This is a genomic window from Flavobacterium sp. (genome assembly GCF_044373165.1).
GTDB lineage: Bacteria > Bacteroidota > Bacteroidia > Flavobacteriales > Flavobacteriaceae > Flavobacterium.
In genome coordinates this window covers 1-11849 of sequence record NZ_JBILQL010000076.1, presented here as the reverse complement: position 1 = coordinate 11849, position 11849 = coordinate 1, and the positions used below count along the sequence as shown (strand labels likewise).

Genomic DNA, 11849 nt, shown 5'->3' with positions numbered 1-11849 from the left:
GACTTCCCTATTTGCGTGGTACCGATGTTGTACCAAGATATGGAAATGCACGATGTGCCTTTTTGGAGCTATTTTTGCCAAATTTCAGATTCCACTACAAGTTACGGTTCCTATTCCGGAGCAGTCCCTAATGAGAAAATCACTTGGGGAAAACTTGACATTCATACTCCCAAATTTATTATCGAATCGGATGCAACTATTGTTGCGCCCTTAATTTTTGCTTACTTACTGGATTTATAAAAGATTTTTTTATGAGAAGAATTATTGTAGACTATGCTAAACTCACCGGAGACATCCTAAACTTATTAGTAGAAAAGTTTCCGGAAGGATATGACGACAGCGACATCATCCGTTTCAGAAATGCTCAAAACGAATTGGTTGAAGCTGTAGAAGTACGTACCGAAGACACTATTTATTTGGTAAAAGTGAGTACTAAATTAGCCAGTCGTATGGAAAAATTTGATGAAGAAGAAGATATCGATGCCGTAGTTGAACCTATCGAACCTATCAAAGGTTTAGATTTGGATGACGATGATATGCCTTCTGATGATGACGAAGTAGAAATCGATCCTTTAAAAGACAAAGGTGGCTCTGACGACGACGACGATGATGATATAGACGAAGAAGATTTCGCTGATTCAGATAACTTTGAAGACGAAGAATAATGATAAAGTACGAAGTTTGAAGTACGAAGTACAAAATAAACTCCCAATTTCTTATTGAAATTGGGAGTTTTTTTATCTGGACACTTCGTACTTACAAATATCTTTCCTCAAACACCTTTTGATGGTGGTTTTGATGCCCGATAATGGTAAACCCTAACGCTCGAACCGACATGGGTTTGTTAGAGGCAATCCCTTTGCGCAACAGGGCTTCCTCATTGAAAGTCTTGAATAAAGTAAGTGTCGCTTGTCGCACTACCAACAATTCTGTCAACAAATCTTGAATACTGCGACTGTTAGCATTTGCTTCTTCAACATAATCATTCTCCTCAAAACCGGGCAATTCGGTTTTATCGTTACGGGCAAAACGCAAAGCTCGGTAAGCAAAAATGCGCTCGGCATCTATTAAATGTTGTAGTATGTCTTTAATGGTCCATTTCCCTTCGGCATAACGATAGTCAAATTTATCCATTGGTATTTCCCTAACAAACTTTACCAAACGATGCACTGAAATTTCCAATTCTTCTGTTAAAGTGAATTCTTCAGTAACGGTATTGATATAAGTACCGTAAAATGCCGCATATTCATCGGCTTGCAATTGTGATTTCTTCATATACTTTTAAGCTGAATTCCGACTCGCATTGGTATTCCCAAACAAAGAGCGAGTCACTAATTTTTCATAAATACTGATTAAGTTTTCGTCAATTATCGGTTGCTTTTTCAAATGATTGATTTGCGTTGAAGCATATTGCTGAATAGTCAGTAACGGCAATACAATTTGCTCTCTCATAGCGATTGACGCTTTTCCATCGGGATAGTTTTGCATCAATTCGGTATGACCGGCAATTTTAAGTAACAAACGCTTGGTGTCCTGAAACTCATCGTAGATTATTTGCCAAAACTCTCCAAACTCAGGGTCATCTTTCATATAAGCCGTGAGTGGAAAATAGCTTTTGGCCAGCGACATCATGCTGTTTTCCAACAATGTCCTAAAGAAAAGCGAGTTGTGATAGAGTTGCTGCACTTCTTCCCATCGGTTATTGGTTTCAAAATGTTTTAAAGCAGTACCAACCCCAAAAAATCCGGGAACATTTTGCTTTAACTGACTCCAAGAACTCACAAATGGTATGGCGCGCAAATCGGCAAAATTTAATTTTCCATCTGTATTGCGTTTGGAAGGTCGACTACCGATATTGGTTTTCGAATAATACTTCAGCGTACTCATTTCTTCTAAGTACGGAATAAACTTCGGATGATTTTTGAAATCAATGTACTTTTCATACCCTATTTGAGATAAAGTATCAATAATGGCATTATGTGCTTCAGATAAATTGTTTTCGTCTGCATTAAAAATCTGATTGGCCACACCGGCACTCAATAGGTTTTCCAAGTTATGACGACAAGAATCCAACGTCCCGAAATTAGAACTGATGGTTTGTCCTTGAACCGTTAGCTGAATTTCTTGGTTTTCGATAGTCGAACCCAGTGAGGCATAAAACTTATGCGTTTTGCCACCACCACGAGCCGGCGGTCCGCCTCGCCCATCGAAAAAGATTACTTTAATTCCGTAGTCGCGGGAGATTTTGGTAATCATTTCTTTGGCTTTAAAAATACTCCAATTGGCCATCAAATAACCACCGTCTTTAGTCCCGTCGGAAAAACCAAGCATGACCGTTTGTTTGTCTTTTCGTTCTTTTAAATGTTGGCGATAGCCTCTGTTTTGATACAATTGTTCCATGATCTCATGTGCCTTTTGTAAATCGTCTACCGATTCAAACAATGGCACTATATCGACCGTTGGATTTTCCCAATTCATCAATCGGAACATCGCAAAGGTTTCAATAACATTTAAGGCGCTTTCATTATTGCTGATAATGTATCGATTACAACCTTTTTCGCCATTATCCAATTGTATTTCGCGCATCAACTTGATAGTTTCCAGAGTCGAACGAGTAACTTCGTCTTCAAAAAAATGATGGGTTAAGTCGGGTTTTAAATTGGATATGACTTCCATTTTTGCAGTCTCAGACAACATATCAAAATCCTCAGGAAAATAAATCGATTTGTCTCTTTTTATTAAGTCGACTATATCGGCAAAGACTTTGTTGTGTATCTTGCTGTTTTGTCGGATATCTAATGACGCAAAATGGAATCCGAATTGGGTTATCTTTTGCAACAGCAAATTAATTTCATCCAAATACAACGATTGATGCTTCTCGATGATGATGTTTTTGACGATTGCTAACTCGTTTTTCAATTCTTCTAAGGAAATAAATATATCGCCTTGAGAGTAAAAAACAGATCTATACAGTTTGTATTCTAAACCGGCAATGATGGTGTCGACTTCGTTAAAGGTCAATTTTCGTTTCAAACTGCGAATGTCGAAATAATAACATTTAAGGATAGCGGTGCGCAATCTTTTGGCTACTTTCTCTGTAATTTCAGGTGTTACAAACGGATTGCCGTCGCGGTCACCACCCGGCCAAAAGCCTAAATTTACTATAGGATTTTCAATCAGATTGCCTTCAAAAATATTCTTTTGCAGGTATTGCATCATCTCGCCTATGGTTTGGTAAAATACATTTTCCAAAAACCAAATGAGGCTTACAGCTTCGTCAAAAGGAGTAGGTTTTTCTTTTTTAATAAAAGGCGTTTTGCCTAATTGGGCCAACAGTTGTTTGATTTTAATCAAATCGTTTACCCGAACAGCTTCGGTTAAATCGGTTATAATGCCCAATACCGAACCCGGATAAAACTGAGTCGGATGAGCGGTTAATACAGTTCGCACATTGAAACTTTCTAAGAATGAAATAAGTTCCTTTCGCTTGTCTTTGGCCTCGGTTTTTTCTTTGATATCACGCAATGAGCCACGACCTTCCAAATTATTAATTATTGGAAAAGCAGCGTCTTCAATAGCATGAAATAAAACTATTTGGCGTTCCACATACTGAATAAAACGAAACATCAAATCGATTTTCTCAGATTCGTTAGCCTTGTCAAGATACTTTTCGGAAAAAAAATCCACTATTTGTTTGGGTGACCATTGGTTTTTAAACCCATTATCACAAACCTCTGAAAACAAAGGCAATAAAACACCGGTATTGTCAATGGCATCAAAAGGTAAGGTGATAAACACACTATTATAAATATGGTATTTTGACAATACGTTTTGATTGAAACGCTCAATTTTCGGTAAAGTATACATAGCGTTGGAATTTTGGCTTAAATTAATAAAAAAACCCCAAGCTTTCACTTGAGGTTTAAATATATTTTGAGAAAATACTAGTCCAATTCTTGGAAGATAGTGTGCATCAAACGTTTTTTGTCGTTGATACTTTCTTCTAATGAAATCATGGTCTCAGTTCTGTAAACGCCTTCGATATCGTCAATCATGAAGATAACATCTTTGGCGTGTTTGGTATCTTTAGCTCTGATTTTACAAAAGATATTAAACTTACCGGTAGTAACGTGAGCCACAGTTACATAAGGGATTTCGTTGATTCTTTCTAAAACAAATTTGGTTTGAGAAGTATTATTTAAAAACACTCCAACATAAGCAATGAATGAATAGCCTAATTTTTCATAGTCTAATGACAATGACGAACCCATAATGATTCCTGAATCTTCCATTTTTTTAACTCTTACGTGAACCGTACCAGCAGAAATCAATAACTTCTTAGCAATATCGGTAAAAGGAATTCTGGTGTTGTCAATCAACATGTCCAAGATTTGGTGGTCTACTTCATCTAAACGAAACTTACTCATAAAACTTATCTATTGGTTTATTAAAATAATGGCACAAAAAAAATACATTTTTTCTAATAAAAAAAGTCAATTGCTAATTATTTATCAAACCATTAACAATTTTAATATTTTTTCCTAAATAAAAATCAGCTTTTTGCTCAATATTCGGAAAACTCTTTGTTTCATCCAGATACGATTCTCCTTGAGCGTCTATGGTGAAATGACCAAAATGATTTTCCAAATCGTCAATCTGAACAATTTGAGCTTCAAAAACGACTTTATTATTATTCAGTACTTCTTTGTATTGCGCTGCAAAATTGATAATTTTTTCTTTACCATCATAATTTATCTTGACATTTTTATAAACAAAATCATAAAAAACAACTTTATTTTGCGGAATTTTTAAATAATCATCGATTTTATTGCTAACTACATCGTTTTCGTTCAAATAATTAATTCCGGAGAGTAAGGCCGTAAAAATATATTTTCTGGTTTGCTCTCGTTCATAATCCTCTTGGAAATGTCCGGCTTCAAACAAAACAGTAGGCACCTTTAGGAACTGAAAAGTATCTCCAATACAATTGATGTTAAAAGAATCATCAAAACGCCCAACTTGATTCGGAATCACTTGCTGTAAACAATTATTCATAGCGACAATTACATTTATTGCTTTTTGTCGCACTTCATTCATGTCACGACTTTCATTATAAGCCGGAGCCAAAAAAGAAACGGTTGCCGGATTTCCGGTGTCGCCTGCTCCATATATGGTTCTTTGATCGTGAAGATTGTAGCAATAATGCGGTTGGAAAGTTTCAAATACTTGTCGCAGAACAACACTTTCAGGTTGGGTTAAGTTTTGGGCATCCCGGTTTAAATCGACACCATTAGCGTTTTCCCTAGTGTAAGCTTCAGCGCCGTCGGGATTGACCATTGGCAACAAACAAAAAGTAAATGAAGTGAGAATAGCTTGACTTTCAACTGTACCGGAATTCAAAAAACGAATAAAATCGAATAAAGCTTTGGTCGTGGTGCTTTCATTTCCGTGCATTTGCGACCACATAAAAATTTTGGTTTTTCCGGTTCCAAAAGAAAGTTGGTAAATGGGTTTTCCTAAAACCGACTGCCCAACAACCTCATTTTTGTATTGAGCCAATAAAGGTTCAATATGACTTAAAGTAAGGTACCGTCCTTGTATACTGTTCTCTTTGTAATTTTGATGTAATGCTGAATAATCCATGGAACAAATTTAAGTAAAAAGCATGCGTTTTGATGATAGTCATAATAAACCTCTTGCAAGGAACAAGAGGTGATTTTTTTTTAGAATTAATACCTAAACGCTGAATTGTTTTTCCGGAAAACGACCTTGAACACCTTTAAAATGGGCCAAAATAATTGTCATGTCTTCCTCATAATTTCCGGTAGTAGTGAATGGCAAACCAATTTTCACCTCTTTTTGAGCATAATCAAAAGCTACAGGGATGATTGGCACATTGGCTTTGTGAGCAATAAAGTAAAAACCCGTTCTGAGTTGGGCTGTCTTTTTTCGTGTCCCTTCAGGAGCAATGGCCATTCGGAAAACTGCTCTGGAATTGAAAACATCTACAGTTGCATCGACATTATTTTTACCACCACTTCTGTCCAAAGGCGCTCCGCCTATACTTCTAAAATAATATCCGAATGGAAAAGCAAACAATTCTTTTTTACCCACAAAATTCATTTCCAAATTGATGATGCCACGGCAAAACAAGCCGACAAAGAAATCGAAATTGCAAGTGTGCGGCATGACCATCAGTACACATTTTTTGATTTCGGGCGAAATGGTACCGGTGATTTTCCAACCCATGATTTTGAAAAAAATAAATTCGTATAGTCGCTTTTTCATGTGGAATATTTTGTGTAAATTTAGTATTAATCTATTATTTTTGAATAAAATCTTTTTGGATGTTAAGCAAACTGTTCAGCTACATTATACCCGTCAATATTCACAAAAAAAAATCATCGATTAATGATACGATAGAAGTGACTTGGAACAATGGTGAATTGGTAATCGACAGTAAAAACACCAATTACTCTTACGGCAGTTTGCAACGTATTTTACGAAAAGGCTTGAAGTATATAGGTTTTGAGAGAATCAGGAAGTTCGATAACGTATTGTTGCTTGGTGTTGCCGGTGGCAGTGTGATAAAAACTTTAGTTGAGGAAATCAAATTTAAAGGTAAAATTACCGGAGTAGAAATCGATGAAACAATGGTTGCTATTGCCAACACCTATTTTAAACTCAATGAAATCCCTAATTTAGATATTGTTATTGACGATGCTTTTGAATTTGTCTTAAAAACCAAAGAACGCTACGATTTGATTATTATTGATGTTTTTCAAGATACCAATATGCCAAATTTTTTATTTGAAGATTACTTTATCAATCGGGTGAACTTTTTATTGCGAAAAGACGGATTTATTTTGTTCAATACGATGGTGATTAATGATGGTAATAGAGAACGGAATTTGGCTTACAAAAGTAAATTCAACAACAATTTCTCTTTGCGAATGTATCCCAAAGTGGAAACCCATAACGAATTATTCACCATAAAAAAATTACACTGATGGGCTTTTTGAAAAAACTCTTAATCGGTAAAGTTGCTGAGCACTATAAACCCAAATACAATCCGATCCAACGAAGAATTCTGAATATCAAAGCGATTTGGAATAATGACCATCAGGACGATAACGGTATTGAGAAAATATTTCGCTTATTCCTTTCTATTTCCCAATTGTTTTTTCCGGGCATTTATGTTAAAACACTTGCTGCTAAAATAGGATATGCCTATAAAGATTTAGCAATGGATATTTATATCTTAATGAAAGTAGTTTTCCCATTGCTGATTTTAGTAAATCAATGGTACCACAATCAAATTCTGATTTGGATTTTAGTCTACCTTATTCTGGAAACTATTTTATACATCCCAACACTGATATTTGCCTCCGATTTATTTGCTCGTCCGAGATCGTATAAACGCTCAATGCTATTGCTGTTTTTGAATTATTGGGAAGTAATTGTTTCTTTCGGAGTATTTTATTCGTTAGGACAAAACACCAATATTCCTTTTGCTCATTGGTCTGATGCCTTGTATTTTAGCTTAATGACTTCCAACACCATTGGATATGGCGATTATTATCCGATAACAACTTTCGGGAAGTTTTTGGCTTCGGTTCAGGCCATGTTCTTTTTATCATTTGTGATTTTATTCCTGAATTTCTTTTCAACCAAAGTCACCTCTAAAGGCTATTTCGATAACAACAATGAAGACCTTTAAAGCATTTTGCGTGCTTTTTCCAAATCTTCCGGCGTATCAATTCCGATGCCTACATGAGTAGTTTCAACCATTTTGATTCGCTTCCCAAATTCCAGATAACGGAGTTGCTCCAATTTCTCAGAAGCTTCTAACGATTGCATTGGTAAATGATAAAACGCCAACAAAGCATCTTTGCGGAAGGCATAAATCCCAATGTGTTTCATATAACGAACACCTACATTGGTTTCTCTGGGATAAGGAATCACAGAGCGCGAAAAGTATAAGGCAAAACCGCTTTGGTCTATAACCACTTTTACATTATTCGGATTATTGATTTCTTCAATATCGGTAATTTCAAACATTAGCGAAGCCAAGTCGATTTTCTTGTCGAAATCATTTCTGAAAACTTCAATTACTTTAGCCAAAGGTTCTTTGTTAATGAACGGTTCGTCGCCTTGAACATTCACCACGATATCCACTTCTAAATGCTCCACAGCTTCGGCTATTCGGTCGCTGCCGCTTTCATGTTCTTTAACACTCATGATGGCTTTACCACCATTATCGATGATTTCGTCATAGATTAAAATCGAATCGGTTACGACAAAAACATCTTGAAACAGACCTGTATTAACAGCCGCTTCGTAAGTGCGAAGGATAACCGTTTTGCCTCCTAAATCTTGCATCAATTTGGCAGGAAAACGGGTAGATGCATAACGGGCTGGAATAACGGCGATGGTTTTCATTTTGGAGGTGCTAAGGTTCTGAGGTGCTAAGGTAATAAGATTTTGAAAAACTAATTCATAATTCATAATTACGATTCAAAACTCTCTTCTTTAAATCCAATCAAATACAACTTGTCTTTGGCCCGCGTAACGGCAGTGTACAACCAACGCACATAATCCACATCAATGCCGTTGGGCAAATAAGGTTGTTCAATAAAAACTGTATTCCATTGGCCACCTTGTGATTTGTGGCAAGTGATGGCATAGGAAAACTTAACTTGTAGTGCGTTGAAATACTCGTTGTTCTTAACTTTCAAAAACTTGCGGTATTGTGGTTCACCTTCGTAATCTTTAAGCACTTCTTGGTAGAGTTTATTACTTTCTTCATAAGTCAGCGATGGCGATTCGCTGGTAATGGTATCCAACAAAACGATGGTTTCAAACGGAATTTGATTCGGATAATCGACCATGCGGACTTTGACTTTGGCAAATTTAAACTCGTACAATTCTTTGAAGGCAAAAATTTCGAGCACTTCCACTATATCGCCATTGGCAATAAAACCGGCTTCATCGGTTTCTTTGAGCCAAAAATAATTGTTCTTTACTACCATCAAATAGTCGCCTACGGAAAGCTCACTTTCTTTATCGAGAATTCGGGTTCGTATCTGCTGATTGTATTGGTTCGCTCTTTTATTAGAACGCACTATAAAACATGTGTCTTCTATGCTATAATTGCTGTAAGCACTTTGAATGGCATCTTGTATGTCGTAACCATCTGAGAGTCGAACTATATCTTTAAAGCCTTTCACTTTAAACTGAAACGTATCTGAAAATTCGCTTTTCAAAATCTCTCTCAATTCGGTAGCATTGTATAATATCCCGGATTTTTCCTCCTGTCGCATTACTTCGTCTAACTCAATCGAAAACACTTCTTTGTGATAATGCATCGAAAGCAAATCGGTATCGAGTGCCGGACTAACCTCCAATTGCACCGGTGGCAACTGAGCGGTATCACCCAAAAGAATCATTTTGCAATTTTTTCCGTTGTACACATACGACATTAAATCGTCGAGCAACGAACCGTTTTCGTACATTTTGGCTTCTGTATTAACATCGGAAATCATCGAGGATTCATCGACTATAAAAATGGTATTGGTATGCTTGTTGGTTTGCATGGTAAACGACAAACCGCCTTTGACTTTTTTGGGAAAGTATATTTTTTTGTGAATGGTAAATGCCGGTTTGTTCGAATAGTTGGCAATGACTTTCGCTGCACGTCCGGTTGGTGCCAACAACACATACTTTTTATTAACTTCCAGTAAGTTGTTGACCAAAGTCGATATGACTGTAGTTTTTCCCGTTCCGGCGTAACCTTTTAAAACAAAAACCTGTTGCTCGTGTTTATTGGTAACAAAATCAGCAATTTGCTGCAAAAAGATATCTTGTTTTACAGTCGGCTGAAACGGAAAACGTTGGCGTAATAGACTGTAAAATTGGCCGGTAGTCATTTGTATTTATGCTGAAAATTGGATTTCAAAGATAGTGATTTAGAGTAAAGAAAATGGAGAAAAAAAAATAGACTATTGCTTGTAAAATGTTACAGATACTGAAACAAGTTCAGTATAAATTTGTAAGTTTGCCAAGTTCGTTTCAACCGAAGCATTATGTACCAAAACACCAGCGTTACAGACAAAACTTATCGAAAATTGTCGATTCAGGTTTCCCTGAATGGCTTGTCGTTTGTGACGTTTGATACGATCCTTAACAAACCTTTGTCGCTGCAAAACATTGCCATGGGAAAAGTTAATGTAATGTCGAAGATAGAAGATTTATTTGCCGAAGCTTTTCAGAACCATGCTGAACTAAAAGCCGGCTATGATGAAATAGTGATTGTTCACAGCAACAACCTATCGACTTTTGTCCCAACGGCTTTGTTTGACGAAGAATATTTAGGCAGTTATTTGCAATTCAACACCAAAGTTTTTGAAACCGATTTTTTTGCTTTCGACGAATTGCCTACCTATGAAATGAATAATGTTTACATTCCGTATGTGAATATGAACAACTATTTCATTGACCAATTCGGCACCTTTGATTACAAACACGCCAATAGTATTTTGGTTCAAAAATTACTCGAAGCCTCCAGAAACAATGAAGAGCGCAAAATGTTTGTGCATGTGAGTGACAGTCATTTTGAAATTGTGATAGTGCAAAATCAAAAACTGTTGCTTTTCAACACTTTTGACTATAAAACCCCTGAAGATTTTATCTACTATATTTTATTCACTGCGGAACAATTGCAATTGAATCCCGAAAGTTTCAAATTAGAGTTATTGGGCAAAATCTTTGAAGGTGATTTGCTTTATGACATTGCCTATCAATATGTGCGCAACGTTTCTTTGTTTGAGGTGAGTTCGATTCAAAATCAATTCACTGAAGCCGAAAACCGCGAACATTTTATACTGCTACATTCATGAGAATCATTTCGGGCAAATACAAAGGCCGAAGAATAACGCCGCCGAAAAACCTACCTGTTCGTCCGACGACAGATATGAGCAAGGAAGCGCTGTTTAATGTATTGAACAATCATTTCAATTTTTCTGAACTCAAAATTTTAGAACTTTTTGCCGGAACCGGAAGCATTAGTTACGAGTTTGCTTCGCGTGGATGTGCTCCTATTTTATGTGTCGATGGCGATCTGGGTTGTGTAAACTTCATCAAGAAAACCGCCAAAGAATTCGACTTTGATATTACTGCTATTAAAAGTGATGTGTTCAAATTTTTAGAAAAACACCGCGGTAACTATGACATCATTTTTGCCGATCCACCTTATGGAATGTCTCAAAAAGAATTCGAGCAAATCATTGAAATGATATTTGAAAATGAATTACTCGACGAAGAAGGCATGCTGGTGGTTGAACATTCGAAGTACACCAAATTAGACCATATGACGAATTATTCCTTCCAAAAAAACTATGGCGGTTCGGTGTTTACTTTCTTTGAATTTGAAACGGAAGAAGACGAAGAAGAAGTCTAAAGTACTACAGTCCGTGAACCTTAGCCCCGATAGGAATGGAAATCCTTTGGCCTGAACTTATTTCAGGACAAAGATTGCAATGTATAGCGGGACGACTAGTGAAAGAAAACCCATTGGTGTGCTCCTGAAAACTCAACCACTATACCTTTAATACTATTCCGATTGAAATTGGGATCAATTCAACTCATAACTTTGAATTCTCAAAGTTGGGTTTCATTGAAAAAAAAGCAGACCTGTAAGCCGGATTCTGTTCTCGCCTTTTGGGACAAGACCTTATCATTTATCTGGACTCGTTGTTGCCAACGCGTTCTAGCTTCCTACCCTTCGACAACGGACGAGTAGCCCTTAAATGCCGATATACTTGGAATTTCACCGCATAGAGTTTACCTGG

Annotated in this window: 13 protein-coding genes; 6 read left to right on the top strand and 7 right to left on the bottom strand. The window is 36.6% G+C overall.

Annotation, left to right across the window (positions count from 1 at the left end; translation table 11 throughout):
- Both ACIQ32_RS09655 and ACIQ32_RS09650 read left to right on the top strand, forming a co-directional pair.
- Positions 1-240, top strand: a 240-nt coding sequence (locus ACIQ32_RS09655) for a deoxyhypusine synthase family protein (RefSeq protein WP_396195481.1), incomplete at its 5' end; no start/stop codon positions are given.
- Between the two features lie 11 nt (positions 241-251).
- On the top strand, positions 252-665 hold the full coding sequence (locus tag ACIQ32_RS09650; RefSeq protein ID WP_396195480.1) for a DNA primase: 414 nt from the start codon (positions 252-254) through the stop codon (positions 663-665).
- Between the two features lie 91 nt (positions 666-756).
- Here the strand turns inward: ACIQ32_RS09650 and ACIQ32_RS09645 are convergent, their stop codons facing one another.
- The 5 genes from ACIQ32_RS09645 to ACIQ32_RS09625 form a co-directional block, all read right to left on the bottom strand.
- Positions 757-1275: a DinB family protein gene (locus tag ACIQ32_RS09645; protein WP_396195479.1), complete on the bottom strand. Its 519-nt coding sequence runs from the start codon at positions 1273-1275 to the stop codon at positions 757-759.
- 6 nt (positions 1276-1281) lie between these two features.
- Positions 1282-3867, bottom strand: coding sequence for a phosphoenolpyruvate carboxylase (locus tag ACIQ32_RS09640; protein ID WP_396195478.1), 2586 nt, complete (start codon positions 3865-3867; stop codon positions 1282-1284).
- A 77-nt stretch (positions 3868-3944) separates the two neighbouring features.
- Entirely contained in the window at positions 3945-4427 is a 483-nt protein-coding gene (locus ACIQ32_RS09635; protein ID WP_121313528.1) for an Lrp/AsnC family transcriptional regulator, read from the bottom strand.
- A gap of 73 nt (positions 4428-4500) precedes the next feature.
- Complete coding sequence (locus tag ACIQ32_RS09630) at positions 4501-5643, bottom strand: M14 metallopeptidase family protein (protein ID WP_396195477.1); 1143 nt, start codon at positions 5641-5643, stop codon at positions 4501-4503.
- A 93-nt stretch (positions 5644-5736) separates the two neighbouring features.
- Positions 5737-6288, bottom strand: coding sequence for a 1-acyl-sn-glycerol-3-phosphate acyltransferase (locus tag ACIQ32_RS09625; RefSeq protein WP_396195476.1), 552 nt, complete (start codon positions 6286-6288; stop codon positions 5737-5739).
- A 59-nt stretch (positions 6289-6347) separates the two neighbouring features.
- Here ACIQ32_RS09625 and ACIQ32_RS09620 point away from each other — a divergent pair, with 59 nt between their 5' ends.
- Positions 6348-7010, top strand: a complete 663-nt coding sequence (locus ACIQ32_RS09620) for a spermidine synthase (protein WP_396195475.1) — start codon at positions 6348-6350, stop codon at positions 7008-7010.
- Entirely contained in the window at positions 7010-7720 is a 711-nt protein-coding gene (locus ACIQ32_RS09615) for a potassium channel family protein (RefSeq protein WP_396195474.1), read from the top strand. Before ACIQ32_RS09620 ends, ACIQ32_RS09615 begins: the two co-directional genes overlap by 1 nt.
- Here the strand turns inward: ACIQ32_RS09615 and kdsB are convergent.
- Both kdsB and ACIQ32_RS09605 read right to left on the bottom strand, forming a co-directional pair.
- Positions 7717-8442 (bottom strand): 3-deoxy-manno-octulosonate cytidylyltransferase, encoded by a 726-nt coding sequence (gene kdsB / locus ACIQ32_RS09610; RefSeq protein ID WP_396195473.1) that lies wholly within the window; start codon positions 8440-8442, stop codon positions 7717-7719. The genes ACIQ32_RS09615 and kdsB overlap by 4 nt on opposite strands.
- A gap of 68 nt (positions 8443-8510) precedes the next feature.
- Entirely contained in the window at positions 8511-9929 is a 1419-nt protein-coding gene (locus tag ACIQ32_RS09605; protein ID WP_396195472.1) for an ATP-dependent RecD-like DNA helicase, read from the bottom strand.
- Between the two features lie 156 nt (positions 9930-10085).
- On the opposite strand from ACIQ32_RS09605, the gene ACIQ32_RS09600 reads away from it, so the two are divergent.
- Together ACIQ32_RS09600 and rsmD are read left to right on the top strand one after the other, a co-directional pair.
- Entirely contained in the window at positions 10086-10898 is an 813-nt protein-coding gene (locus ACIQ32_RS09600; RefSeq protein WP_396195471.1) for a DUF3822 family protein, read from the top strand.
- Positions 10895-11458, top strand: coding sequence for a 16S rRNA (guanine(966)-N(2))-methyltransferase RsmD (gene rsmD, locus ACIQ32_RS09595; protein ID WP_396195470.1), 564 nt, complete (start codon positions 10895-10897; stop codon positions 11456-11458). Before ACIQ32_RS09600 ends, rsmD begins: the two co-directional genes overlap by 4 nt.
- Positions 11459-11849 lie beyond the last annotated feature (391 nt).

Coding starts and splice junctions, on each gene's coding strand:
- ACIQ32_RS09650 (WP_396195480.1), top strand. CDS start 252: ATGAGAAGAATTATTGTAGACTATGCTAAACTCACCGGAGACATCCTA.
- ACIQ32_RS09645 (WP_396195479.1), bottom strand. CDS start 1,275: ATGAAGAAATCACAATTGCAAGCCGATGAATATGCGGCATTTTACGGT.
- ACIQ32_RS09640 (WP_396195478.1), bottom strand. CDS start 3,867: ATGTATACTTTACCGAAAATTGAGCGTTTCAATCAAAACGTATTGTCA.
- ACIQ32_RS09635 (WP_121313528.1), bottom strand. CDS start 4,427: ATGAGTAAGTTTCGTTTAGATGAAGTAGACCACCAAATCTTGGACATG.
- ACIQ32_RS09630 (WP_396195477.1), bottom strand. CDS start 5,643: ATGGATTATTCAGCATTACATCAAAATTACAAAGAGAACAGTATACAA.
- ACIQ32_RS09625 (WP_396195476.1), bottom strand. CDS start 6,288: ATGAAAAAGCGACTATACGAATTTATTTTTTTCAAAATCATGGGTTGG.
- ACIQ32_RS09620 (WP_396195475.1), top strand. CDS start 6,348: ATGTTAAGCAAACTGTTCAGCTACATTATACCCGTCAATATTCACAAA.
- ACIQ32_RS09615 (WP_396195474.1), top strand. CDS start 7,010: ATGGGCTTTTTGAAAAAACTCTTAATCGGTAAAGTTGCTGAGCACTAT.
- kdsB (WP_396195473.1), bottom strand. CDS start 8,442: ATGAAAACCATCGCCGTTATTCCAGCCCGTTATGCATCTACCCGTTTT.
- ACIQ32_RS09605 (WP_396195472.1), bottom strand. CDS start 9,929: ATGACTACCGGCCAATTTTACAGTCTATTACGCCAACGTTTTCCGTTT.
- ACIQ32_RS09600 (WP_396195471.1), top strand. CDS start 10,086: ATGTACCAAAACACCAGCGTTACAGACAAAACTTATCGAAAATTGTCG.
- rsmD (WP_396195470.1), top strand. CDS start 10,895: ATGAGAATCATTTCGGGCAAATACAAAGGCCGAAGAATAACGCCGCCG.